Annotated in this window: 27 protein-coding genes and 1 pseudogene; 16 read left to right on the forward strand and 12 right to left on the reverse strand. The window is 73.1% G+C overall.

Annotated elements, in window-relative coordinates; genetic code table 11:
• Nucleotides 1-40: 40 nt before the first annotated feature.
• The 7 genes from BUE43_RS30030 to BUE43_RS35725 form a co-directional block, all read right to left on the reverse strand.
• Complete coding sequence (locus BUE43_RS30030; RefSeq protein ID WP_073489702.1) at nucleotides 41-844, reverse strand: ESX secretion-associated protein EspG; 804 nt, start codon at nucleotides 842-844, stop codon at nucleotides 41-43.
• Nucleotides 841-2151: a hypothetical protein gene (locus tag BUE43_RS34470; RefSeq protein WP_073489703.1), complete on the reverse strand. Its 1311-nt coding sequence runs from the start codon at nucleotides 2149-2151 to the stop codon at nucleotides 841-843. Before BUE43_RS34470 ends, BUE43_RS30030 begins: the two co-directional genes overlap by 4 nt.
• Before the next feature lie 19 nt (nucleotides 2152-2170).
• A complete protein-coding gene (locus BUE43_RS30040; RefSeq protein ID WP_159447811.1) occupies nucleotides 2171-2758 on the reverse strand; it encodes a DUF3558 domain-containing protein in 588 nt (195 codons plus the stop codon).
• Nucleotides 2751-3086: a hypothetical protein gene (locus tag BUE43_RS34475; RefSeq protein WP_073489705.1), complete on the reverse strand. Its 336-nt coding sequence runs from the start codon at nucleotides 3084-3086 to the stop codon at nucleotides 2751-2753. Before BUE43_RS34475 ends, BUE43_RS30040 begins: the two co-directional genes overlap by 8 nt.
• A 199-nt stretch (nucleotides 3087-3285) precedes the next feature.
• Nucleotides 3286-3549, reverse strand: coding sequence for a DUF3558 family protein (locus BUE43_RS35715; RefSeq protein ID WP_073489706.1), 264 nt, complete (start codon nucleotides 3547-3549; stop codon nucleotides 3286-3288).
• Complete coding sequence (locus BUE43_RS35720; protein ID WP_073489707.1) at nucleotides 3546-3866, reverse strand: DUF3558 family protein; 321 nt, start codon at nucleotides 3864-3866, stop codon at nucleotides 3546-3548. The genes BUE43_RS35715 and BUE43_RS35720 overlap by 4 nt, the downstream gene beginning before the upstream one ends.
• Nucleotides 3867-4001: 135 nt before the next feature.
• Nucleotides 4002-4124, reverse strand: coding sequence for a hypothetical protein (locus BUE43_RS35725; RefSeq protein WP_268844457.1), 123 nt, complete (start codon nucleotides 4122-4124; stop codon nucleotides 4002-4004).
• Between the two features lie 79 nt (nucleotides 4125-4203).
• Between BUE43_RS35725 and BUE43_RS30060 the strand changes: the two are divergent.
• A pseudogene (locus tag BUE43_RS30060) lies at nucleotides 4204-4479 on the forward strand (DUF397 domain-containing protein); the annotation flags it as partial.
• Here BUE43_RS30060 and BUE43_RS30065 read toward each other — a convergent pair.
• A complete protein-coding gene (locus tag BUE43_RS30065) occupies nucleotides 4370-4690 on the reverse strand; it encodes a hypothetical protein (RefSeq protein WP_073489709.1) in 321 nt (106 codons plus the stop codon). The pseudogene BUE43_RS30060 and the gene BUE43_RS30065 sit on opposite strands and share 110 nt — an antisense overlap.
• A 377-nt stretch (nucleotides 4691-5067) precedes the next feature.
• Here BUE43_RS30065 and BUE43_RS30070 point away from each other — a divergent pair, with 377 nt between their 5' ends.
• From BUE43_RS30070 to BUE43_RS30130, 13 genes are all read left to right on the forward strand, one after another.
• Entirely contained in the window at nucleotides 5068-5343 is a 276-nt protein-coding gene (locus tag BUE43_RS30070) for a hypothetical protein (protein WP_143174490.1), read from the forward strand.
• A gap of 6 nt (nucleotides 5344-5349) precedes the next feature.
• Nucleotides 5350-5805 carry a hypothetical protein gene (locus BUE43_RS30075; protein ID WP_143174491.1) on the forward strand — a complete coding sequence of 152 codons (456 nt, stop codon included), beginning with the start codon at nucleotides 5350-5352 and terminating at the stop codon, nucleotides 5803-5805.
• Between the two features lie 100 nt (nucleotides 5806-5905).
• Nucleotides 5906-8758: an ATP-binding protein gene (locus BUE43_RS30080; protein ID WP_234996007.1), complete on the forward strand. Its 2853-nt coding sequence runs from the start codon at nucleotides 5906-5908 to the stop codon at nucleotides 8756-8758.
• Complete coding sequence (locus tag BUE43_RS30085; RefSeq protein ID WP_073489711.1) at nucleotides 8755-10755, forward strand: hypothetical protein; 2001 nt, start codon at nucleotides 8755-8757, stop codon at nucleotides 10753-10755. Before BUE43_RS30080 ends, BUE43_RS30085 begins: the two co-directional genes overlap by 4 nt.
• Before the next feature lie 20 nt (nucleotides 10756-10775).
• The gene (locus tag BUE43_RS30090; protein ID WP_073489712.1) at nucleotides 10776-11390 is read left to right on the forward strand and encodes a hypothetical protein; all 615 of its coding nucleotides are present in this window, start codon (nucleotides 10776-10778) and stop codon (nucleotides 11388-11390) included.
• Between the two features lie 2 nt (nucleotides 11391-11392).
• Entirely contained in the window at nucleotides 11393-12370 is a 978-nt protein-coding gene (locus BUE43_RS30095) for a C40 family peptidase (protein ID WP_073489713.1), read from the forward strand.
• 40 nt (nucleotides 12371-12410) lie between these two features.
• The gene (locus tag BUE43_RS30100) at nucleotides 12411-12863 is read left to right on the forward strand and encodes an adenine nucleotide alpha hydrolase family protein (protein WP_073489714.1); all 453 of its coding nucleotides are present in this window, start codon (nucleotides 12411-12413) and stop codon (nucleotides 12861-12863) included.
• A gap of 442 nt (nucleotides 12864-13305) precedes the next feature.
• A complete protein-coding gene (locus BUE43_RS30105) occupies nucleotides 13306-13497 on the forward strand; it encodes a hypothetical protein (protein ID WP_073489715.1) in 192 nt (63 codons plus the stop codon).
• Between the two features lie 210 nt (nucleotides 13498-13707).
• Nucleotides 13708-14373 carry an NADPH-dependent F420 reductase gene (npdG, locus tag BUE43_RS30110; RefSeq protein ID WP_073489716.1) on the forward strand — a complete coding sequence of 222 codons (666 nt, stop codon included), beginning with the start codon at nucleotides 13708-13710 and terminating at the stop codon, nucleotides 14371-14373.
• Between the two features lie 9 nt (nucleotides 14374-14382).
• Nucleotides 14383-14775, forward strand: coding sequence for a DUF4326 domain-containing protein (locus BUE43_RS30115; protein ID WP_073489717.1), 393 nt, complete (start codon nucleotides 14383-14385; stop codon nucleotides 14773-14775).
• The gene (locus tag BUE43_RS30120) at nucleotides 14772-15542 is read left to right on the forward strand and encodes a helical backbone metal receptor (protein WP_073489718.1); all 771 of its coding nucleotides are present in this window, start codon (nucleotides 14772-14774) and stop codon (nucleotides 15540-15542) included. The genes BUE43_RS30115 and BUE43_RS30120 overlap by 4 nt, the downstream gene beginning before the upstream one ends.
• 59 nt (nucleotides 15543-15601) lie before the next feature.
• On the forward strand, nucleotides 15602-16768 hold the full coding sequence (locus BUE43_RS30125) for an MFS transporter (RefSeq protein ID WP_073489719.1): 1167 nt from the start codon (nucleotides 15602-15604) through the stop codon (nucleotides 16766-16768).
• Between the two features lie 16 nt (nucleotides 16769-16784).
• Nucleotides 16785-17162 (forward strand): MerR family transcriptional regulator, encoded by a 378-nt coding sequence (locus BUE43_RS30130; RefSeq protein ID WP_073489751.1) that lies wholly within the window; start codon nucleotides 16785-16787, stop codon nucleotides 17160-17162.
• 29 nt (nucleotides 17163-17191) lie between these two features.
• Here the strand turns inward: BUE43_RS30130 and pip are convergent, their stop codons facing one another.
• Nucleotides 17192-18148, reverse strand: a complete 957-nt coding sequence (pip, locus tag BUE43_RS30135; RefSeq protein ID WP_073489720.1) for a prolyl aminopeptidase — start codon at nucleotides 18146-18148, stop codon at nucleotides 17192-17194.
• 55 nt (nucleotides 18149-18203) lie between these two features.
• Between pip and BUE43_RS30140 the strand changes: the two genes are divergently transcribed.
• Nucleotides 18204-19181: a glutathione S-transferase family protein gene (locus BUE43_RS30140; protein ID WP_073489721.1), complete on the forward strand. Its 978-nt coding sequence runs from the start codon at nucleotides 18204-18206 to the stop codon at nucleotides 19179-19181.
• A gap of 204 nt (nucleotides 19182-19385) precedes the next feature.
• Here BUE43_RS30140 and panB read toward each other — a convergent pair whose 3' ends face one another.
• Both panB and BUE43_RS30150 read right to left on the reverse strand, forming a co-directional pair.
• On the reverse strand, nucleotides 19386-20261 hold the full coding sequence (gene panB, locus BUE43_RS30145) for a 3-methyl-2-oxobutanoate hydroxymethyltransferase (protein WP_073489722.1): 876 nt from the start codon (nucleotides 20259-20261) through the stop codon (nucleotides 19386-19388).
• 318 nt (nucleotides 20262-20579) lie between these two features.
• Complete coding sequence (locus BUE43_RS30150) at nucleotides 20580-20843, reverse strand: DivIVA domain-containing protein (RefSeq protein ID WP_073489723.1); 264 nt, start codon at nucleotides 20841-20843, stop codon at nucleotides 20580-20582.
• Between the two features lie 237 nt (nucleotides 20844-21080).
• On the opposite strand from BUE43_RS30150, the gene BUE43_RS30155 reads away from it, so the two are divergent.
• Nucleotides 21081-21608, forward strand: a complete 528-nt coding sequence (locus BUE43_RS30155; RefSeq protein WP_073489724.1) for a fascin domain-containing protein — start codon at nucleotides 21081-21083, stop codon at nucleotides 21606-21608.
• A 53-nt stretch (nucleotides 21609-21661) separates the two neighbouring features.
• On the opposite strand, the gene BUE43_RS30160 is transcribed toward BUE43_RS30155, so the two are convergent.
• Entirely contained in the window at nucleotides 21662-22534 is an 873-nt protein-coding gene (locus BUE43_RS30160) for an alpha/beta fold hydrolase (protein ID WP_159447812.1), read from the reverse strand.
• Nucleotides 22535-22566: the final 32 nt, after the last annotated feature.

The raw sequence follows: 22566 nt of genomic DNA on the forward strand, positions 1-22566 counted from the left end.
TGGCCACCGCTGGGCGGTGACCGGACGGCGCGAACGGGAGTCAGAGTACGTCTCGGGTGCTGGCCAGCAGTTCCCGGACGTGCCCGACGAGCTGCTGGGTGCTCAGCGGCGTCACGGTGACCCACCCGTTGCGCCGCAACTGGAGGAACCGGCCCTCCGCGTTGTCGTGGAAACCCACCACCCACGGACCGGGCCGCTTCTGCCCCGTGCCGTCCGAGGCGACGACGCTGAACTGTCCACGGTGGACCACTCCGTCCAGCATGTGCGCCAGCCTGTGCGCGTCGTCGGGGCGTTCCCCCTCCTCGACCAGGCGGCCGGCCAGGGACTTCGGGTCGCCGCCATCCGTGCTGTCCGCGCCGCCCGCGCCGTCTCTGACGGCCGCGTCGAGCGCCGCCGCCCGCACGCTGACCGACCTGGCCCTGCTGACCGGCGCGTCCCCGGCCAACCCGACCATCTCGGTGACGACCGTGTGGTCGGGCATCGAGCGCAACACGACCCTCGCGCCGTCGATGACCGCGACGACCCCCCGGTGCCCGGAGGCGGCGCCCCTGGCACGCACCACGCGGTCGGAGATCAGTCGCGTGTCCACCGCCCATGAGGAGTGCGCGAGCAGGTCGAACTGGTCGCGCAGGTCCGGGTGCAGCCCGCGGTCGTCGGCCAGGTCCCTGGCCCGGAGCTGGTCCAGCACCCCGGCGACGAGGTCCCGCCGCTCCTCGCGCGTCCGGCCGGGGCTCGGCAGGTCGAGCACGTAGGGCAGGTCGCCGAGCCCCAGCCGCTCCCAGCACACCTCGAACTCCACAGTGGACAGCTCGGTCGGCGTCCAGTGCCCGATCGGCGTGCTCACGGCTGACCCGGCGGGTTCCCGCCGATCACCGGCGGGGCCACCATCGGGAGCCCGCCGAGGAAGTGCTCGTCGGTCTGCTCCGCGTACTTGTCGGTGTGCTCGCCGTCCTCCTCGCCCCCGCCGCCGGCGCCGTGCGCGCCACCGACGGCCGGCTGCATGATGGAGCCACCCCGACCCGGAGCACCCGCCGCGCCACCCCGCGCGCCGGGACCGGCTTCGCCGATCACCCCGCCGGAAAGCGGTCCGCGTCCCCACGGGCCACGACCACCCTCGCCGGGGCCACCAGCGCCGGGGAACCCGCCGGCCCGCACTCCGCCGCCGGCACCGGCACCGGCACCGCCGGCCCGGCCGCCGCCAGGCAGACCACCGCCACCCGGGCCGCCGCGCTGTCCTCCCCGCTGGACGGGCTGCTCACCCGGCCGCTGCCCCCACTGGAAGGGAGGTTGGACGCCAGGCGGGGGGAACGGGGTGGGGTTGGGGGAGGGCTGCCAACCCGGCGGCGGTGGCGGGGTGGGCTTCGGCGCCGGCCCGGGCTCGATCGGCACCGGGGTCGGGAAGTTGTTCGGCGGCGTGATCGCGGGCGGGAGTGAACCGTCCTGCCGGTTGCTCGGAGGCGGCGTCACCGTGGTCGGCGGCCTGTTCTCCTCACCCCTCGGGCTCACCACCGTGTTCCGCCGGCCGGTCGGCCGGCTCTGCCACGAGTCGACCGAGCTGGACGGCGGCGGCGTGCCACCGCTCGCCGCCTCCACAGTGATCTTCGGCGGCTCCGGCAACGGTTGCAGGCTCTGCAGAACCGAGCGCGAGGAGGACTCGTACCCCTCGAGAACCCGGTTCGCCGCCTCGTCGGCGGCACGTCGAGCGGCGACCTGCTTGTCGAAGTTGGTCTGCACGTCGATGGCGTTGTTGGTCGCCACCTTCGCCACGTCGCCCAGGAGGTCGTCGAACCCGTACTCCGGCTTCGCCACGACCTCAGGCATGGCGTTCTTCGTGTGCGAGGCCGTGGTGGTCTGCTGGTCGAGTCGTTGGCCGCTCGCCTGGCTCATGTCACCGGCCTCGGCGGCCCACTTGGTGGCCTGGCCCATCGCCGCCGTGGCCGCGTTCGCGCCACTGCCCTCCCAGGCGACGCCGATCTGCCCGAGGACTCGACGCAGGTTGTTCTCGGACTGGTACAGCGCCTCAGTCAGCCCGCGCACCGCGTTCGTGTTGTCCTCCAGGACGCTCAGGCCGGCGCCTTCCTGCTTGACCCACCTGACCTTGGTCTCCAGGTCGAAGCCCTCGTATCGGTAGTACCCGACCCCGAAGTGCATTTCCTCTCCCCCTCGAACCTCAGCGCTGGAGCAGGGTCTGCATGGCTAGTTCGGCTCCTTGCTTGGCCTTCTCGCACATCTGGTCCACCGTGAAGCCTGTGGAGTCCGGGCGGAACTGGATGTCGAGGCTTTGCCGCTCCGCGACATCAACGACGATGTTGCAGGAGGTGGTTCCGTTCCGGGTTTCCACCGCGCCGAATCCAGCCACCGACAGCTTGCTGACCTGTACACGGCGCTTTCCGTCCAGCCACGCCTCGATGCCTTCCTGCGGGCGCGGTACGACCAGATAACTCACCCAAGGTTCTGATCGTGTCCTGCGGAAGGCGCAACCCTTGTTGCCATACTTGTCTGGCGAACCTTCGGTGATCAACCGTGGTGGGCTGTCCAGCCCGAGCTGCTGCTGCTGCTCCTGGGTGAGAACCTTGCACTGGTCAAGGCCCTCCATTGAGATCGACTTCGGGCGGGAGGCTGTGCTCGTGGCCGCCGACGTGTTGCCAGTCGTCGTTGTCGAGCTTGCTGTTGGCTGACCCGAGGTGCTGCACGCCGCCAGTGCGGAAGCCGCAATGAGCAATGAGAGCAGAGGGCGTGGAGAAGGACGGTTAGACACTCGAGACTCCCTTGGAGAGGGCTTCCGCGATCTGCTCGTCGGTGTAGCCGTAGTCCTTGGCGACCTTCTGGAGTTGGGAGGCCGCGCTCCGCAGTTCGGCGACGTACTGCCTTGCCCGCGAGATGTGGGAGTCCTGGTCGCTCTGGAGGCGCGCCTGGAGCGCGGATGACATGTCCGCGCTCGCTGGGTCGCCGAACACGGCGTCGAACCGCATCTTGCCGGCATGGATGTCGACAACGTCAGCCATTCGGTCTGCTTCGGCTTGGAAGGCTGCGGCGGCTTGGAGGACGTTCTCCTTGTTGACGACGAGCTTGCTGCCCTCGGACACCTCTGTGTCTCCCCCTGTGTGCAAGAGCTTCTTTCGTGCACTGACGGTACCGCAGAGGGGTACGCGTAGTGATCGGTTCCCTGAGGTCCGCACGTTCCCTCGGATGGCCGCGCGAGATGCCGGTGCGGCTAGTCATGAGGGGTGGCGGTGCGCTGCCGCGCTGTCTGGCTGGGGCAGCCCTGACGGTCGGGTGACGCTCTCAGCGCTGGAGCAGCGTCTGCATGACCAGTTCGGCGCCCTGTTTGGCCTTCTCACACGATTGATCGTTCGTGATCTCGTTGCCTGAGGGCGAGAGCTGGATGTCGAGGCTCTGCTTGTCTGCTGCGTCAACGACGACGTTGCAGGATTCGCCGTTGCGTGTCTCGGCGGCGTCGAATCCGGCGACGGTGAGCTGCTTGTCCTGGACCGGTCGCTTCCCGGTCAGCCAGGCCTCGGCATCTTCCTGAGGTCGCGCGACGATCAAATAATCGTAGTGGGGTTTCCCCGCCCCTTGGAAAGATCGCAACCCATGTTGCCGAACATGTCGGCGCTCCTGGTCCCCTTGCTTGGTCCGGTGTCTAGCCCGAGTTGTTGCACCTGAGCCTTGCTCATGGTGGTGCAGGTGTCGAAGTTGTCGACGGGGATGTTCTTCGGGCGCGGTGGGAATGCGGGAGCAGAGGAGGCGGTTGCGGCGTCGGAGCGAGGCACCTTCGCCGACGGGCTACCTGCCGTGCCGCAACCGGCCACTGCGGCGCCGAGCGCCAGCGTGGTGAGCAGCACGACGAGACGGCGGTCGGGCATCCGGCATCTCCTTGGTGATCTTTCGCGGCACTGACGGTATCCGCAGAGGGGTACGCGCGGTGGTCAGATACCCGAGGTCCGATGGCTCGCGTGGAGGGAGTTGGGCAGGGGAGATCTGGCTGGTCAGGAGGTGGGTCAGTCGCGGCAGGTGTCGTGGAGGCACTGGACGTCGCGCGCGAGGGTTGCGGTGGTGGCGAGGGATGAGCGGTCAATGGCGGGCAGGGAGAGGATGAGATGCCGGCCGATGCAGGTGATCATCACGACTAAGCGTGGATCGAGAACCTGGTAGGCCGCCGAGGCTCATGGCTCGTCGGACGGGCAACGTCGCGAGTCGAGCCACAGCGGCGGCAACGGCGGTGCCAGTGTTGAGGTCGCCGCTGCGGTCGAGGGTGTGGCCGTGCGGGACCCGAGGAAACCGACCAGTCCGTTCTTTCTGTTCCAAGCAGAGGAGCTCGCGGCCCCGGCTGGTGTGCGCCCGGGGCGACGACGCGACAGGGGTGGGGTCAGTTCCTGGAGGGGCGGCCCGGGGGCATGCGGTAGACCGGGCGGAAGGGTTTGCCGTCGTTGTAGAGCTTCTCCAGCTCCGCGACGCGGGCCGCCACGGCGAGGTTGACGATGTCGGCGAGGCTGCGGACGCCGGAGGCGGGTTCGCGGGCGGCGAGGTAGGTGGCCGCGGCGCGGGCGCGGTCGAGCACGCCGCGGTCGAAGTTGATCGTTCGCTGCACCCGGCGCTGGCCGTCGCCCGGCTCCCCGGTAACCTCACCGCGGCTCGTGTCCGGGCCGACACCAACGGAGCCGGGCGTGGGTTGGGTCGGCTGTGCCATCGGCGGATCTCCCTCGCGGCGGCTCGATGGTGCGGACCGGCTCGCCGACGGTACTCGTGGCGCGGCGCCCGGATCTCGCTACCCCTGAACGGGGTACGTGGCCCGGTGACGCCGCCACCCGCTCCGGAACCCGGTGGGATGTGCTGGCGATCGTGTGCCCCCCGAAGACGATCACGCTGCGTGGTCGACTGTTCCGCAGGTGGGTGAATTGTCCCGGCAACTGGGAGAAGGTCGCGTCGGTGGTTCACCCGGGGACACCGCGTCGCGATGATGAGCGTTGGCCGGATTAGACGTATTCAGCGTCGGAGAGTGGTCCTATGGTTCCCACGTCGAACATCGACGACCGCCGCCGGCGGGGATCGCACCAGGAGTAAGACATGCTCGCGACGGCCATGAACACGGCGGCCACGCTGGCCCAGTCCGGCCTGGGAACCGGCGGGATCCGGCAGTGGATCCTGGACAACCTCGTCCCCCTGTTGCTGCTCACGGTGGCGCTCCTGCTGCTGTGGCTGGGTGGAGGCAAGGGTGACAACGCGGGTGTGATGAAGCGCGTGGGCGGCGTGTTCGTCGCCCTGGCGATCATCGGCCTGGCGGTCACCGGCTCCGGCGTCGACATCGGCCGCTGGATCGCCAGCCTGTTCAGCGGCGGGTGATCCGCCGTGCGGATCCGCACCGACGACGAGGTCTACCGGGTCGACGCCGTCTGGCTCGGCCCGCCGAGGGCCACCTTCCCCTGGCGCGCCCGGTACGTGGCCTGGGGCGTGGGCATCGCCGTCTTCCTGCTGGTGCTGACGGTCGAACGCCGGATGGGCATCGGGTTCAGCTTCTTCTCCACCGCGTGGGCCCTGGTCATCACGATCGTGCTCACCAAGATCATCTGCTCCCGGATCAGCCACGAGCGGCCGCTGACGGCGGTCGGCGTGATGTGGCTGCGCGAGCTGACCGCCCCGAGGGAGACCACCTCCTCCCGGGGCGGGGCGGCGAGCGCGGCCAGGGTCCGGGTGAGCCCGACGCGGCCCCGGCCGCGGCGGGCGCGGTCCGGCCGGACCAGGGCACGGCGCGACCGGACGCGCGGAACCCGTGCCCGCACGAAGGAGGTTCGCGGTGTTCGGTAAGCGGCGCGGTCGGCGCGGCGGGGGCAGGTCGGAGGGCTCCGTCCCGCGTCAGTCCGAGACCCGGGGCGACAAGCGGGTCTACAGCCGCCGCGGCCGTCGGCTGCCCGGCGAGCAGTCGGTCCCGCACTACACGCCGGCCATCACGGCCCGCAGCATCGACGGCCACCTGCTGCGCACCTCGCAGGACGTCTTCGCCTGGTACCGGCTCTCGCCGCAGCGCTGGTCCTTCCGCTCGGACTCGCAGCGCCAGGACCTGGTCTACGCGATCGCCGGCCAGTACGCCGAGCTCCAGGGGCGGTGGCTGCACCTTCGGGTCACCACCCGGCCCTACCCGATCCGCATGTGGGCCGAGGCCCACGTGCACAACGCGGTCAACCGGCTGCCGGACGTGCCGGGCGCGCTGACCTTCGACGACTACATGATCGGCGAGCAGCAGCAGCTGATGGGCCGGTCCATGGCGGAGAAGGAGGTCTACCTCGGCGTCCAGGTGCAGACCCGCAACGTGGTGGACCGCGCGGTGGAGCGGGCCGCCCCGGTGCTGCGCCGCATCTTCCCGGAGGCGGTCGACGCCGAGCTGGTGGCGCTGGACTCCGAGGTGGAGCACCTGGACCAGGTGATCGGCTCCTCCGGGCTGGAGGGCCGCCCGGTGACCGCCGAGGAGATGTCCTGGCTGATGCACCGGTCCTGTTCCCTGGGGCTGCCCGCGCCGCGCAACATGCCCGCGGTGCCCGGGGCCGACTGGGAGCCCGAGGACCTGGCCAGCTTCACCGACGCCGCCGACTTCCACCAGGAGCCGTACGCGCCGACGGTCGTGGTGCGCGGCCGCACCGGCTCCAACGCCGGGATCCGCCGGCACCTCTGCGTGCTCACCGTCGGCCAGATGCACGGCCTCCAGATCCCGGAGGTCGACGACCCGTGGGTGCAGCGGTCCGACCGCCTGCCCGCCTCCGTGGAGTGGTCGGCCCGGATCTACGTGCGCCGGCCGGAGGAGGTGGCCGGCGAGCTGCAGCGCCAGATGAACAAGGTGCGCTCGCAGGTCCGGCACTACACCGACGAGCACGAGCTGGAGCCGCCGCAGTCGTTGGCCCGCCAGGCCGGTCGGGTGCTGGAGATCGACGACGAGATGACCTCCGGGTTCACCGCGCTGGCCACCAGGGTCCGGTCGTGGTGGCGGCTGGCGGTCTCCGGGCCGAGCGAGCGGGACGCGCTGCGGCTGGCCCAGCAGCTCCTCGACCTGTACAAGCCGAAGATCGCGATCGAGCACCCCGAGGCCCAGTACGCGATGGCCAGGGAGTTCATCCCCGGCGAGCCGCTGGCCTCCGGCGCGTACATGCGGCGCGGCTCGGTGGTGTGGGCGGCCTCCGCCGTGCCCACCGCGACCGCGGAGGTCGGCGACCGGCGCGGCATCCTGCTCGGGGAGACCTGCACGGCCACCCGCCGCCCGGTGGCCTGGGACCCGTGGATGGCGCAGGAGGTGCGGGACGCCTCCGGCCTGACCGCCATGGTCGCCGGGCTCGGCGGCGGGAAGTCCTTCCTCGGCGGCGGGATCGTCTACAAGACGTTGCGGTCCGGCGCCTACTGGACGGTGCTCGACCCGTCCGGCCCGCTGGCCAAGCTCTGCGAGCTGCCCGAGCTGCGGCCCTACGCGCGGCCGATCAACCTGCTCAACGCGCAGCCCGGCATCCTCAACCCGTACCGGGTGGTGGCCGAGCCGCAGCTGGAGCACTTCCTCGACGAGGACGACCCGGAGCGGGCGTGGCGCAGGGAGCGCGCGCTGGCCGCGGCCACCCGCCGCCGGCTGGTGCTCGACGTGCTCACCGGCCTGCTGCCCTACGAGGTGGCCCGGCTCGCCCAGACCCGGATCGTGCTGCTGCGGGCGGTGCGCACCGTCGGCGGCCGGCAGGACGCCCACCCCGGCATGGTGTTCGACGCGCTGCGCAGGGACGCCAGCGACCACCACGAGCACGCCGTCGTCGTGGCCGACTTCCTCGACGAGCTGCGGGAGCGGATGTCCCTGTTGATCCCCGAGGTCGACGCCGACCCGTACTCCGAGGCCAGGGACGACCGGTTCACGGTGCTGACGATGGCCGGGCTGACCCTGCCGAAGGACGGCGTGGGCCGCGAGCACTGGACCGACGCCGAGGCGCTCGGCGTCGAGCTGCTGAACCTGGCCGCCTGGCTCACCCAGCGCTCCATCTACGAGCGGCCCCGGGACCTGCGCAAGGGCGTCTGGATCGACGAGGCGTTCTTCCTGTCCGAGGTGCCGACCGGCCGGGTGCTGATGAACCGGTTCGCCCGCGACTCGCGGAAGTGGAACGTCCGGGTCCTGCTGTCCAGCCAGATCCCGGCGGACTTCCTGCGCATCCAGGGCTTCGTGTCGCTGCTGGACTCGGTGTTCGTCGGCCGGCTCGACGACGAGCACGCGCAGGCCGACGCGCTGCGGCTGCTCAAGGTCCCGGTCGGGGCCGGCTACGAGCAGGTGGTCGCGAGCCTGGGCCGACGGCCGGGCGGCGTGGCCCGCAACGCCACCGAGCGCGACCGCTCGCCGCGGCAGTTCATCTTCGGCGACGGCGCGGGCGGTGTGGAGCGGATCCGGATCGACTTCGGCGGCGACCACCTGACCCACCTGCGGACGGCGATGGACACCACGCCGGACGCGCTGCGCGGCGAGCCGGTGGCCGCCGCGGCGCCGGACGTGGCCGAGCCGGTGGAGCCGGCGGGCGGCCCCGCGCGGCGCGGGGAGGCGGCGGACGCCGTCCCGGCGGAGCGGGTGCCCGGCGAGGACGAGGTGGACGAGTTCGGCGGCCTGGGCCTGGACCCGGAGCCGGACACCGAGCTGCAGGCCGCCGGCGTGGGCCGGGGCGACTGGGGCGCGCCGACGAACGGGCCCGCGGGAGGCGGGGCCGGCGGGAGGTCCACCGCGGACCGACCCGGCCGGGACGACAGGGCATGACCGTGTGGGCCCTGGTGGGCTGCCTGGTCGCCGGCACGGCGGTGGCGAGACGGGTCAGGGCCGCGCGGCGCGCCGGCGGACCGCGGCGCACCCGTGCCCGCGGCCGCGGCGCCGCGCTGTTCGCGGTGATCGCGTTGCTGCTCGGGCAGGCCGTGCTGGGCGCCCCGGTGGCCCACGCCCAGGTCTGCGAGAAGGAGGCGCCCAACCCGGAGCGGCCCGGCGCCGGCATGGTCGGCGCGCTCGACCCGGCGCCGCTGGGCGCCGGCCAGCCGGGCAGCGCCTACGACGAGGTCGGCTACGCCGGGCTGGTCTGGCACACCTACGACCTGGGCTGCGTCGCGGGCGCGGCGAGCAACCCGAACGCGGTCATCGACACCTGGGCCGGCAACGAGCTGTTCAACGTCGGCAAGAACCTGGTGGGCGCGACCAACGGCCTGCACTACATGCTGCTGTCGGGCGACCTGATGAAACCGCTCGACGACCTGGTGATGACCGGGACGATCGCGCTGTACAACAGCGTGTACGCGCCCTGGTTCGGCCTGGTCGCCCTGCTGCTGGCGATCGTGCTGTTCCGGCACATCTGGCGGGGCGACCTGGCGACGATCAGCAAGCGCGGCATGTGGGCGTTGGGCGGCATCTGGCTCGCCTCGGCGACCTACCTGACCCCGTTGATCTACACGCACGCCCTGGACGAGGTGCTGATCACCGGCACCTCCCAGGCCCAGGCCGGCTTCCTCAAGGAGGTCGGCATCGACGAGCGCAACGCGCTGCCCACCGTGCTGCACGACCAGGTCGTCTACCGGAACTGGCTGCGGGGCGAGTTCGGCTCGCCGGACGCGCCCCAGGCCCAGCAGTACGGCAGGGACCTGCTGCGCGCGCAGGCGTGGACCAAGCAGGAGGTCGCCGAGGGCAAGGACGCCGGGTCGGCCGACCCCAAGAAGAACGCGTTCAAGTCCATCGCGAACCAGGGCACCCTGGGCAGCACCTACGGCTACCTCAAGGGCACCGACGGCAGCCGGCTCGGCGCCGGCGTGCTGGGCGCGTTGCAGGGCGTGGCGTACGCGCTCTTCCAGCTGCTGGCCAAGGCGGCCATCCTGCTGGCGCAGGTGCTGCTGCGGGTGCTGATCCTGGCCGGGCCGGTGATCGGCCTGGTCGCCATGCTCTACCACGACGTGCTGCGCGCGGTCGGCCGCGCGATCGGGGCCGCGCTGCTCAACGTCATCGTGCTGGCCGCGCTGGCCGGCATGCACACCCTGATGCTGACCTGGATCTTCAACCCGGGACGCGGGTTCTCGCTGCTCACCCAGATGCTGCTCGCCGGGCTGATCACCGTGGTGTTCTTCATCATCGGCAAGCCGGTGCGGCGGCTGTGGCAGATGGTCGAGATGGGCGTGGGCGCGGTCGGCAGCGCGGTGCCCTCCGCCGGGCCCGGGCTGCTCGGCCGGCTGCGGCGGAAGCGGCCGACCGGCCCCACCCCCCAGGACGAGTTCTGGGAGCAGGTCCGCGGGATGGACCCGGACGAGGAGATCCGGCCGGCGAAGGCCCGGCGGCGGGCCCGGCCCGAGGCGGCCGGCCCGGTCGTGGCGCACGCCCAGCGGACGGGCACGGCCGCGGCGGCGATCGGCGGCGCCGCCGGGGTGGCGGGCGCGGTCGCCGGGGCCATCGCCGGCGCCGCGAGGCGCCCGGACGGCCAGCCCGCGCTGACGGCGGCGGCCTCCGGGCGCGGACCCGGTCGGGCCGCCGGCGAGCTGCCCTCGGGCCGCAGCCGGCTGGTGGACACCTCGCCCGTGGTCGACCGCAGCTGGGACCACCACGGCGAGGACGCCGTCGTGATCCCGTCCCGGATCAACGGGTCCCGCCGCCAGAGCGCGGCCGGCGCCGGGCCGGCCGCGCCCGAGCCCCGGCGGGCCGACGTCGAGGTCGTCGCCGGGCGACCGGTGTGGGTGGTGTACCGGCCGTCGCGGGGCATGGAGTTCCGCGACGGCTGGGTGCGCTGAGGGAGAGAGGGGGCAGACGGATGCCGATCCGCACGCATCGCGGGCGCGCCGCGGTCTACCGCCGTTTGTGGGGCTGGCCGCTGCGCTCGCCAAAGCACCTCGTCGTCGCCGTCGTCGGGTTCGTCGCGCTGGCCACCGCGGTTGGGCTGCTCCTGCCCAAGTACGGCCCGGGCGCGCGACAGGAGCCGCCGCGGCCCTCCCGTACGGCCACGGCGCCGCCGGCGGCCCTCGCGCCGGGCAGCACCGCCGGGCCGACCCGTTCCGAGGAGCGCCGCGCGCCGCGCACGCACTCCTCGATCCCGCAGGCGGCCCCACCGCCCGCGGCGCCGACGCCGGAGGCGTTGGAGGCGGCCAAGAACTGGGGCCGCGCGTGGGTGAACCACCCGCAGGGCATGACGAGCGCGCAGTGGCTGGAGGGCCTGCGGCCCTACACGACGGAGGAGTACCTGACCGTGATGAGCACGGTCGACCCGGCCAACGTGCCGGCCACCAAGGTCACCGGCGCGCCCACCGCGCTCAGCTCCACCGCAGGCTCGACGCAGGTCAAGCTGCCCACCGACGCCGGTGACCTGCAGATCCTGGTGATCTCCACCCAGAACGGCTGGCGGGTGGCCGGCTACACCAGGGCGGGCTGACGATGCGGCTCGCGATCATCGGTCTGGTCCTGGTCTCGGTGGTGGTCACGGTCGTCACGGCGACGACGGGCGTCGTGTCGACGGTCGTCGGCGGGAACGGCGGAACCGCGCAGGCGGCCCGCTCCTACAGCACGTGCAACGCGATGATGGGTGTCTGGCCGGAGGGGGGCACCGACCAGTCGCGGCGCGACGTGCGCGCGTTGGGGGAGGAGTCGCTGCAGATCGCGGCGCTGATCATGACGATCGGCCGGGAGCGGAACCTGCCGCCGGCGGCCTGGCAGGTCGCGCTGCAGGCCGGTCGTCAGGAGTCGGGCCTGCGCAACCTCCGACACGGCGACCTCGACTCGCTCGGCATCTTCCAGATCCGGGGCATGCACGGCAGCGAGCAGCAGCGGTTGGACGTGCGCTGGCAGATCAACTGGTTCTACGACACGTTGGTGCGGATCGGGAACTGGGACCGGATGCGGCCCGGCGACGCGGCGCAGGCCGTGGAGCGCTCGGCGTTCCCCGACCGCTACCACCGCTGGGAGGGCATGGCCGTCCAGCTGCTCTCCGACCTCGGCAAGGTCGACGACCCGACGGGCTGCCGGGAGGCGCCGCCGCCCACCGAGGCCGCGGCCAAGGCCATCGCCTTCGCGTCCGAGCAGATCGGCGACCCGTACGGGTGGGGCGCCAACGGGCCGGACTCCTGGGACTGCTCGTCGCTGGTGCAGGCCGCCTACCGGGCCGCCGGGGTGACCATCCCCCGGGTGACCTACGACCAGTGGCTGGCCGGCGCGTACATCCCCCTCGACCAGGCCCAGCCCGGTGACCTGGTGTTCTTCGGGAACTCCTCGAACCGGTGGCTGATCCACCACGTCGGGCTGTACATCGGCAACGGCGAGATGATCGAGGCGCCCTACACCGGAGCCTCGGTCCGCAGGACCAGGATCAACGTCTGGCACGACCTCATTCCGCACGCGGTGCGCCCCGGCGTGTAGTCGCCCGGTTGCTGACCTGACACCACGGGAGGCAGACAGCATGTACACCAACGCCCCGATCCCCCGTCCTGCGGGACCGCCGGCGTCCAGCACGCCCCTGCGGGACTCGCTGCAGCACGCCCGGCACGGCGTGGACGCCGGGTACGTGGTGCTGCCGCGCTCCCTGGCCGAGTCGATGCCGTTGCCGTGGCAGCAGCAGATGGCGCATCTGCTCGCCGAGTTCCACCAGGCGTTCGGGCACCTGCCGTGGCCGGTGTACCGCGTGGTGCCCTCGCGCTACGAGCGGCTGGTCGACCTGGACGAGGAGCAGCTCGCCGAGGTCGGCTGCCTGGTGGAGATCGACGGTGACGGCGAGCTGGTGTACCGCGAGCGCAGCGGGCAGCGGATCGACAACCCGGAGGACAAGCAGGTCCTGGTGTCCTGTTTGGACCCGATTCCCCGGCAGCAGGAGGCGGGTCACGTGCCGCCGGCCTCGTCACCCCAGCGGTGGTGAACCTCCCCTTCGGGTGACGACCGGGTGAGCTCGCGGGCGGCGCGCCCCGGCGCTTCGGCGGCGGGGCGTTTCGCTTGCGCGGGTTGCTGATCCTTCCTGGTGACACCTGCCTGAGGGAGACGGGGACGGGCGGACGGAGCTCCTGCGGGCTGGGTGGGGGAGGGTTCGGGCTTATAGGGCCGAACGGGGTGTTCCGCAAGTGGAAGGCGCGAACCATCCACAGGGCCCCGGAGTTGTCCACAGGGCGACGTGTTCTTCTTGGGCCGCTGGTTGTGGGCGGATAGGCTGGTGCAGGGCTCGCCCCCCAGGGCGGGTGGGGGCTGTCCTCGGGAGACGGCGGGACGACCGACGATCGCCGCCGAGGAGCCCGAGTCGAGGAGCCCGAGCCCCGGGAGCCTGCCCAGCAGGTGACACACCGGTCGGCCCGTGCCACGCTCGGGACATGGTGGACGCCGAACAGGGCTGGTACTTCTGCCTCAGACACCACAAGGTCGAGCGCGGTCTGGAATGCCGGGCGGTGGACCGCATGGGCCCCTACCCGGACGCCGCCACGGCCGAGCGGGCGCTCGCCATCGCCAGGGAGCGCACCGAGCGGGCCGACGCCGCCGACCGCGACTGGTCCGACCAGGACTGATCCGCCGGGAACCACGAGCGCGGGGAACCGCGAGCATGGTCGAGATCGAGTGACCGTCGTCGCCTTGCCGAGCCCCGCGAGGGGTTACGAGAGTAAACCGGTGTGAGCGCGGGCGGCGTTCGGTGAGCGGCGGCGAGGTCCTCACCTGGTGACGCCGACCGACCGCGGGTGTCGGCGCGGGAACAGCGGGCTGTGGCGAAGGGAAGACGGTTGAGCGTGCAGGAGTTGACCATCGGCGTGCTCGGCGGGACCGGCGCGCAGGGGCGCGGCCTGGCCTACCGCTGGGCGAAGGCGGGTCTGTCAGTGCTGATCGGCTCCCGCGACGCCGCCAGGGCCGAGTCCTCGGCCGCCGAGCTGCGGGCGGCCACCGGGTCGGACACCGTCGCCGGCGCGGACAACGCGGGTGTCGCCGCCCGGTCCGACGTCGTCGTCGTGGCGGTGCCGTGGGACGCCCACGCCGCCACCCTGGAGCCGCTGCGCGCGGAGCTGGCCGGGAAGATCGTGGTGGACTGCGTCAACCCGCTGGGCTTCGACAAGCAGGGGCCGTTCCGGCTGGACGTGCCGGAGGGCAGCGCCGCCGAGCAGGCCGCCGCCCTGCTGCCGGAGTCCCGGGTCACCGCGTCGTTCCACCACGTCTCGGCGGTGTTGCTGGCCGACGGCGACGTCGAGAAGGTCGACACCGACGTCCTGGTGCTCGGCGACGACCGGGAGGCCACCGACCTGGTGCGGGAGCTGGCGGAGCGGATCCCCGGCGTGCGGGGGATCTACGGCGGCCGACTGCGCAACGCCGGCCAGGTGGAGGCGTTCACCGCCAACCTCATCGCCATCAACCGCCGGTACAAGGCGCACGCAGGGATCCGCATCACTGACGTGTGAGGTGAGGCCGTGCCCGAGCTGCCCGCCGCCTTCAGCGAGGACGAGCGCCGGCTCGCCGAGCGTCTGACCGCCGGCCACACGGTCGTCGTGAACGTGCGGAAGTCCGGGCCGCACAGCCGGTTGGTGCCCTGGCTGGTCGAGCACGACCTGATCACCTACGTGGGACACGCCGGACCACGGCACTCCTGGCCTGACTCCGACTTCGCGAGCCCGTTCGTGAAGGAGGCGAAGGCCGACCGGGAGGCCATGGTCCGGCATTACCGCGCGTGGCTTCAGGAGCGCCCGGAGCTCGTGCGGCGCGTGCGGTCCGGTGAGCTGCGCGGGCGGGCGTTGGGGTGCTGGTGCGCCCCGGAGCCCTGCCACGCCGACGTCCTCGCCGAGTTGGCGGAGAGGAAGCGATGACGCCGGTGGACGACCTGGGCGCGGAGGTGCCGCTGCGGGGGACGCCCTCGCGGGTCGTGTCGCTCGTGCCCTCGCTGACCGAGGCGGTCGAGCGCACCGCGCCGGGCGTGATCGTCGGCGCGACCGAGTACTGCGCGCATCCCGCCGACCTCGACGTGCCGCGCGTGGGTGGGTCGAAGTACCCGAAGGTCGACGAGGTCCTCGCGTTGGCCCCGGACCTGGTGCTGGCCAACGTGGACGAGAACCTGCCCCGCGACGTGGCCGCGCTGCGCGCCGAGGGCGTGCCGGTGTGGGTGACCGCCGAGCCGCACGACGTTCCGGGCTCCCTGGCGTCGCTGCGGCGGCTGTTCGCCGGCGCGTTCGGGCTGGGCGCCCCGGACTGGCTGGTCGCGGCCGAGCGGGTGTGGGCGCCGGTGGACCCGGTGCGGGCCGTCGCGGTCGTGCCGGTCTGGCGCCGGCCGTGGGTGGTGGTGGGCGGCAGCACCTTCGCCACCGACGTCCTCCGCCGCCTCGGCGTGCTCAACGCCTACGCCGACCACGCGGACCGCTTTCCCCGGCCGGAGCTGGCGGAACTGCGCGCGGTGCTCGACGGGGGCCGGGCCGACCTCGTCGTCCTGCCCGACGAGCCGTACCCGTTCACCGCCGACGACGGCCCCGAGGTCTTCCCCGGCACGCGGTGCGCCCTGGTCTCCGGCCGCCACCTCACCTGGCAGGGGCCGTCGCTGGTCGAGGCCAGGGACGTCCTGGGCCGGGCGCTCTTCCCCTGACCCGCGCCCGCCGCCGCGCTTGACCTTCACGCTGGCGTGAATGCCTAGCGTCCGCCGACGTGAACCGGTTCGTCCTCCTCTCGCTGCTGCTCAGCTCGTTCGCGGTGGGCACCGACGACTTCGTCGTCGGCGGCCTGCTCCCGGAGATCGCCGCCGACCTCGGTGTCACCGAGTCGGTGGCCGGTCAGCTCGTCACGGTGTTCTCCGTGGTCTACGCGCTGGGCGCGCCGGTCATGGCCGGCCTCACCGCGCGGCTGCGCCGACGCCGGGCGCTGCTGGTGGGCAGCGCCGTGTTCGTCGTCGTCAACCTGGCCACCGCCGTCCTGCCCGGGTACCCGGCGGTGCTCGCGGCCCGGGTGGTCGCCGCGCTCGCCGCCGCGGCGATCACGCCGCTGTGCTTCACCACGGCGGCGGACGTCGCCGAGCCGGACCGCCGGGGCAGGGCGTTGTCGATGGTGGCGGTCGGCCTGACGCTGGCCATGGTCGCGGGAACGCCGCTCGGCGTGCTCGTGGCCGGGCAGTTCGGCTGGCGCGCCAGCTTCGTGTTCGTCGCCGCGCTGAGCACCGTCGCCCTGGTGGGGCTCGCCGTGGCGCTGCCCGATCTGCCGCCGGCGCCGCACGTCCCGTTGTCCCGCAAGCTCGCGGTGCTCCGGCGGCCCGTGGTGCTGCTGGGCCTGGCCTCGACCGTGGTGGCCGCGTCCGGTGGCCTGATGCTCACCACCTACCTCGCCCCGGTGCTGCGGGAGGCCGCCGGTGTCACCGGGGACCTGCTCGCCGTGGCCTACTCCTGCGCCGGTGTCGCCGGCGCACTGGGAGCGATGCTCGGTGGGCGGGCGACCGACCGGTTCGGGGCGGAGCGCTCGCTGAGGGCAGCCATCCTCGGTCACGCGGCCGCTCTGGCGTTGTTGGCCGGGTTGACGGCGTTGCGCGCGCCGTGGTGGTTGGCGCTGGCCAGTGTGGGGGTGTGGGGGTTCGTCGGATGGGGGTTCAACCCGCCCATGCAGGCCCGGTTGCTGGCTCTCGCGCCGCACGCCGCCGCCGAGGTCGTCGCGTTGAACAGCTCGGCGCTCTACCTGGGCACGGCGGTGGGCGGCGGGCTCGGCGGCGTGCTGCTGGCGACCGCCGGGCCGGCGGCGGTGCCCGCGGTGGGCGCGGTGCTCCAGCTCGTCGCGTTGGCCCTGGTGGCGGTTCCGGTCTCGCGGACGGCGCGGGCCGTGGCCGCCTAGGGTGGCGCGGGTGGAGATGCTGATCGGCGAACTCGCCCGACGGACCGGGGTCAGCACGCGGGCCCTGCGGCACTACGAGGAGAACGGGGTGCTGCGGTCGTTCCGGGACGCCAACGGCTACCGCCGCTACCCGGAGCAGGCCGTGGTGCGGGTGCGCAACATCCGCCACCTGCTGGAGGCGGGGATGATCCTGGAGGACATCGAGCCCATGGGCGACTGCCTCGACCAGGACCTGCGGGGACAGGCGGCCTGCCACGCGGCGTTGGAGGTCGCCGAACGGCGTCTCGCCGAGCTGGAGCGGCGGTGGGCGGCGCTCGGCGCGCTGCGCGACAACCTCCGCTCCCGGGTCGAGTCGCTCCGCGGCGAGATCCACCGGCGGCACGAGGTCGCCTGACGGTCCCCCGACCTCAGGGGCGGGCGACCTCAGGGGCGGAACCGGTCGGCGGCCTCGACGAGGTGGTGCAGGATGCCCGGCTCGTCGAACGCGTGCCCGGCGTCCTCCACGATCACCAGCTCCGACCCCGGCCACGCCCGGTGCAGCTCCCACGCGGTCGTGGCCGGGGTCGCCGCGTCGTACCGGCCCTGCACGATGACGCCGGGAATGCCGGCCAGCCGGCCGGCGTCCCGCAGGAGCTGGCCCTCCTCCAACCAGCCGCCGTGCCGGAAGTAGTGGTTCTCGATCCGGGCGAAGGCGGTGGCGAACTCGGGCCGCGCGAACTGCTCGACCAGCGCCGGGTGGGGCAGCAGGGTGACCGTGGCGGCCTCCCACGTGCTCCAGGCCACCGCGGCGGGTTGGTGCACGGCGGGGTCGGGGTCGGTGAGCAGCCGGTGGTACGCCTCGATCAGGTCGTCGCGCTGGTCCTCGGGCACCGGGGCGAGGAACTCAGCCCACCGCTCGGGGAAGAGCTGGCCGGCGCCGCCGCCGTAGTACCAGTCCAGTTCGCCGCGGCGCAGCGTGAAGATCCCGCGCAGCACCATCTCCGTCACCCGCTCGGGATGGGTCTGCGCGTACGCGAGGGCCAGGGAGCTGCCCCACGAGCCGCCGGAGAGCTGCCACCGCTGGATTCCCAGGTGTTCCCGGAGCCGCTCGATGTCGGCGACCAGGTGCCACGTGGTGTTGGCGTCCAGGTCGGCCTCGGGAGTGCTGAGGTGGGGCCGGCTGCGCCCGCAGCCCCGCTGGTCGAACAACACGATGCGGTAGGCAGCGGGGTCGAAGAGCTGACGGTGCCGGGGCGTGCAGCCACCTCCCGGCCCGCCGTGCAGGAACAACACCGGTTTCCCGTGCGGGTTGCCGCAGGTCTCCCAGTAGACGTGCTGGCCGTCGCCCACGTCGAGCACGCCGTGGTCGTGGGGTTCGATCGGCGGGTAGAGCGCGCGCAACGTCCACCTCCCGGGAAGCGGTGCAAGATCGTTCCCCGGAGCCTACGGTGCGGGCATGAGCCGACCCCAGTTCGCCCGCGAGACGTCCACCCACGGGGAGTTCGTCCGCCAGCCCAACCGGTTCACCGACCGGATCACGGCGGACGGAACCTCCGGCTGGCCGGCGGAGCCCGGCCGGTACCGGCTGGTGGTGTCGCTGGCCTGTCCCTGGGCGCACCGCTCGGTGATCGCGCGGCGGTTGCTCGGCCTGGAGGACGCGATCTCCCTGGCCGTGGTGGACCCGATCCGCGACGAGCGCGGCTGGCGGTTCACCCTCGACCCGGACGACAGGGACCCGGTGCTGGGCATCGGGTTCCTGGCCGAGGCCTACCGCGCCGCCGACCCCGGCTTCACCGGACGGGTGACCGTCCCCTCCCTGGTCGACACCCGCAGCGGGCGGGTGGTCACCAACGACTACCCGCGGATCACGCTCGACCTGTCGACGCAGTGGCGGGCGTGGCACCGCGAGGGCGCGCCGGAGCTCTACCCGGAGCACCTGCGGGCGGAGATCGACGCCGTCAACGCCGACGTCTTCCGGGACGTCAACAACGGCGTCTACCGCTGCGGCTTCGCCACCTCCCAGGAGGCGTACGAGAGCGCCTACCAGGCGTTGTTCGCCCGGCTCGACGCGCTGTCCGAGCGGCTGGCGCACCAGCGCTACCTGGTGGGCGACACGATCACCGAGGCCGACGTGCGGTTGTTCACCACGCTCGTCCGCTTCGACGCCGTCTACCACGGCCACTTCAAGTGCAACCGGCAGAAGCTGACCGAGATGCCGGTGCTCTGGGCCTACGCGCGCGACCTGTTCCAGACGCCGGGCTTCGGCGACACGGTGGACTTCGACCACATCAAGCGGCACTACTACGCGACCCACGAGCAGCTGAACCCCAACCGCGTCGTCCCGGTCGGCCCCGACCTCGGCGGCTGGCACGCGCCCCACGGCCGCGAGGCCCTGGGCGGCCGCCCGTTCGGCGACGGGACCCCGCCGGCCTGACGACGCGCCGGGCCGGCAACCCAGCCCGGGTCACCAGGCCATCCGGGCGGTCGTCCCAACCCGGACGGGCGGGCGCGGAAACCCGGGCGGGCGGACGGACAGACAGCACAGGGGTGTGGGCGTGGAGAGCCCTCTCCACGCCCACACGCCTGTCCGTCACGGCCGACCGCCGGCAGGCCCGGCGGGACGGCTCACATCAGCGCATCAGTGGAAGACGTGCTCCGGGCCGGGGAACACGCCGCTGCGGACCTCCGCGCCGAACTGGGTCGCGGCCTCGCCGAGCACGCCGGCCAGGTCGGCGTAGCGCTTGACGAACCGCGGCGCCTTGCCCCGGTTCATCCCGGCCATGTCCTGCCAGACCAGCACCTGGGCGTCGCAGTCCGGGCCGGCGCCGATGCCGACGGTCGGGATGCGCAGCTCGGCGGTGACGCGCTTGGCGGTCTCGGCCGGAACCATCTCCAGCACGACGGCGAACGCGCCGGCCGCCTCCAGGGCGAGCGCGTCCTCGACCAGGGCGTCGGCCCCGACGCCCCGCCCCTGCACGCGGTAGCCGCCGAGCACGTGCTCGCTCTGCGGGGTGAAGCCGAGGTGGCCCATGACCGGGGTGCCGGCGTCGACCAGCGCCTCCACCAGCGGGGCGTACCGGCGGCCGCCCTCCAGCTTCACGGCGTGCGCGCCGCCCTCCTTCATCAGGCGGATGGCGCTGAGCATCCCCTGCTCGGTGGAGACCTCGTAGGAGCCGAACGGCAGGTCGGCCACGACCAGCGCCCTGCGGGTCGACCGGCTGACCGCCCTGACCAGCGGCAGCAGCTCGTCGATCGTCACGGGGACGGTGCTGTCGTAGCCGTAGACCGTGTTGGCCGCGGAGTCGCCGATGAGCAGCACCGGGATGCCGGCGTCGTCGAAGATCCGGGCGGTGAAGGTGTCGTAGGCGGTGAGCATGGGCCACGGCTCGCCGCGCTCCTTGAGCTCCCGCAGGTGGTGAACGCGTACCCGCTTCCGCGGTGCGGCGGTGGGGGCGGAGGGCCCGCTGTAGGGGGCGGCCTCCTCGGCCGAGGGCACGCCGGGCACAGCAGTCATCGTTGACCGTCCTTCCCTCGAGGCCCGCTCGGCGGGTCCCCGGGTCGTGCGGATGGTGTCCGCCGAAAAGCCTGACACGCCTCCCCGCGGCGAGCACCGGCGGTGCGATCAGCTTCACAGGGGCGGTCACCCGACCCGCTCGACGCCACCGGCGGCCGAAGATGATGTTGACGTGGAGCGACGAGATCCGCCGTCGCACCGGGCCGCTTGGCCGGGCGCCGGGAACCCCGCCGGCCGCCCAGGACGTGGGTGACCGGAGACACCGCCGAGGACGGGGAAAGCTGACACGAACGGGGAAGGGGACGTCAACGTGGCGGCTCAGGCCCGCTCCTCCCGGGCCCGCAGCTCCCGCTCGACCCGGTCGAGCAACGCGTCGACCTCGTCCTCGGCGAAGCCGCCCCGGCCGAGGGTGCTGCGGAACTCGACGTCCCGCACCTGCGCGGCTGTCACGTCCCCGGCGCCGTCCAGGGTGTCGGCGACCCGGCCCAGGAAGTCGACGACCTCGCGCTCCCGGTAGCCGCGGGTGCCGAAGCCGGTCGTGGTGAAGGTCGCGTGGCGGACCTCGTCCCCGGTGACGCCCATCGCGTGACCCTTCCGAGCGGGACGTGAACTGCGGACCAGAACCGGACCCGGCGACGGTAACGGGCGGTCCCGCGCGTCCTCGACACCGCTGGGCGAAACCACCCGGCCGAGTGATGTGGGCCGTTCGTCCGCTCCGGTCCGCCGGTGTCTGTTGACCTCCTGTCACACGCCGGCGTCGGCCCGGAGCCGCGCGGATAGCGTCGGAGGTCGGGTTGCCCCCGAATCCGAGGGGAAACGATGGCCACCAGACGACGCAGTCCTGTCCTGGGGCGGGGCCCGCTCACCGCCCTGCTCGCCCTCGTGGCCCTGGTCGTGCTCACCCCGGCCGCCAACGCCACCCCGCCCGCGGAAGGTGTGGTGACCCTCCGCGCCGAGGCGAACGGCAAGTACGTCGTCCCCGAGCTGGACTGGCAGTTCAACACGTACGGGATCCTGCGCGCCCGCAACGACAACCCGGACGGGGCCACCGGCTTCGACATGGTCTCCCTCGGCGGCGACTCCTACGCCTTCCGGTCCACCGCCAACGGCAGGTACGTCACGGCCGAGCTCGACTGGCAGTTCAACACCAACGGCGTTCTCCGCGCTCGGGGCGACAGCGTGGGCGCGTGGGAGCGGTTCCAGCGCGTTCCCCTGGCGAACGGGCGGTTCGCGCTGAAGGCGGCCAACGGCAAGTACGTGGCGGTCGAGCTGGACTGGGCGTTCAACACGGTCGCGACGCTCAGGGCGCGCTCGGACTCGATCGGCGCGTGGGAGACGTTCCTGTGAGCGAGTGACGCGTTGGCGCGCCGGGTCTGCCCGCGAGGGCCGGGCCGCGAGGGTCAGGCCGCGTCGAGCACCCGGCGCACCGCCAGGGCGACGGCGTCCGGGCGGTCCGCCGCCATCAGGTGGCCGCTTCCCGGAACCACGACGCGCTCCCCACGGGGCGACATGGCCGCCAGCGCGTCGTGCGCGTGGTGGATCCACCTGGCCTGGCGCGGACCGCCCAGCGCCCGCCGCGCGGTCAGCACGACCAGGGGGACATCCGGCAGCGGGTGCTCGGCGCGCACCCGCTGGACGTCGGCGACCAGGTCGTCGAAGCCGGCGTTCTCGGCCAGCACCGCGCGCAGCACGTCCGGCCGCGAGTACACCTCGGCCACCTCCTCCCGGGACGCGGTCTCCCGCCCGGTCGACGTGCCGAGGCGCACCATCAGACGTCGGACCGCCGGGCCGAGCCACCGGCTGACGGCGGGGGAGGGCGGCGGAAACCGGAGCAGGAACCGGGCGACCGCCTCGGTCGGGTCCGACTCCCGCCGCCCGTCCTCTCCCGGCGGTTCCGTGCTCGGGTCCACCAGCACCAGACCACGCACGCGGTGCGGGCGCGTCCTGGCGTACGCCTCGATGTGCAGTGCCGCCGCGGAGTGCCCGACCAGCACAACGGCCCCGGAGCCGGCCGTCCCGCCCGCGACGGCGTCCGCGTCCGCGCCGGCCGCGTCGGCGTCGGCGGCATTCAGCACGGCGTCCAGCACGGCGAGCTCCCGCCGCAGACCCGGCGGGGCCGACGCGGGCGCGCTGTGCCCGGTCCCCGGCCGGTCGAACGCGACGGTCCGCGCCGAGGCGGCGAGCAGCCGCGTCACCGGGGACCAGTCGAAACAGGCGCCGCCCAGCCCGCACGCCAACAGCACCGGAGGCGCGCCCGGGCGCCCGCGGCGCACCGTGTGCACCGCTCCCGAAGCCGATGGAATCA

The organism is Streptoalloteichus hindustanus (assembly GCF_900129375.1).
Taxonomy (GTDB): Bacteria; Actinomycetota; Actinomycetes; order Mycobacteriales; family Pseudonocardiaceae; genus Streptoalloteichus; species Streptoalloteichus hindustanus.

What these genes read in the sequence shown, in the direction of transcription:
- BUE43_RS30070 (WP_143174490.1), top strand. Translation starts at nt 5,068, where the DNA reads ATGCTCGCGACGGCCATGAACACGGCGGCCACGCTGGCCCAGTCCGGC.
- BUE43_RS34470 (WP_073489703.1), bottom strand. Translation starts at nt 2,151, where the DNA reads ATGCACTTCGGGGTCGGGTACTACCGATACGAGGGCTTCGACCTGGAG.
- BUE43_RS30155 (WP_073489724.1), top strand. Translation starts at nt 21,081, where the DNA reads ATGGCCACCAGACGACGCAGTCCTGTCCTGGGGCGGGGCCCGCTCACC.
- panB (WP_073489722.1), bottom strand. Translation starts at nt 20,261, where the DNA reads ATGACTGCTGTGCCCGGCGTGCCCTCGGCCGAGGAGGCCGCCCCCTAC.
- BUE43_RS30120 (WP_073489718.1), top strand. Translation starts at nt 14,772, where the DNA reads ATGACGCCGGTGGACGACCTGGGCGCGGAGGTGCCGCTGCGGGGGACG.
- BUE43_RS35725 (WP_268844457.1), bottom strand. Translation starts at nt 4,124, where the DNA reads ATGATCACCTGCATCGGCCGGCATCTCATCCTCTCCCTGCCCGCCATT.
- BUE43_RS30085 (WP_073489711.1), top strand. Translation starts at nt 8,755, where the DNA reads ATGACCGTGTGGGCCCTGGTGGGCTGCCTGGTCGCCGGCACGGCGGTG.
- BUE43_RS30105 (WP_073489715.1), top strand. Translation starts at nt 13,306, where the DNA reads ATGGTGGACGCCGAACAGGGCTGGTACTTCTGCCTCAGACACCACAAG.
- BUE43_RS30065 (WP_073489709.1), bottom strand. Translation starts at nt 4,690, where the DNA reads ATGGCACAGCCGACCCAACCCACGCCCGGCTCCGTTGGTGTCGGCCCG.
- BUE43_RS35720 (WP_073489707.1), bottom strand. Translation starts at nt 3,866, where the DNA reads ATGCCCGACCGCCGTCTCGTCGTGCTGCTCACCACGCTGGCGCTCGGC.
- BUE43_RS30130 (WP_073489751.1), top strand. Translation starts at nt 16,785, where the DNA reads ATGCTGATCGGCGAACTCGCCCGACGGACCGGGGTCAGCACGCGGGCC.
- BUE43_RS30140 (WP_073489721.1), top strand. Translation starts at nt 18,204, where the DNA reads ATGAGCCGACCCCAGTTCGCCCGCGAGACGTCCACCCACGGGGAGTTC.
- BUE43_RS30100 (WP_073489714.1), top strand. Translation starts at nt 12,411, where the DNA reads ATGTACACCAACGCCCCGATCCCCCGTCCTGCGGGACCGCCGGCGTCC.
- BUE43_RS30090 (WP_073489712.1), top strand. Translation starts at nt 10,776, where the DNA reads ATGCCGATCCGCACGCATCGCGGGCGCGCCGCGGTCTACCGCCGTTTG.
- BUE43_RS30150 (WP_073489723.1), bottom strand. Translation starts at nt 20,843, where the DNA reads ATGGGCGTCACCGGGGACGAGGTCCGCCACGCGACCTTCACCACGACC.
- BUE43_RS30095 (WP_073489713.1), top strand. Translation starts at nt 11,393, where the DNA reads ATGCGGCTCGCGATCATCGGTCTGGTCCTGGTCTCGGTGGTGGTCACG.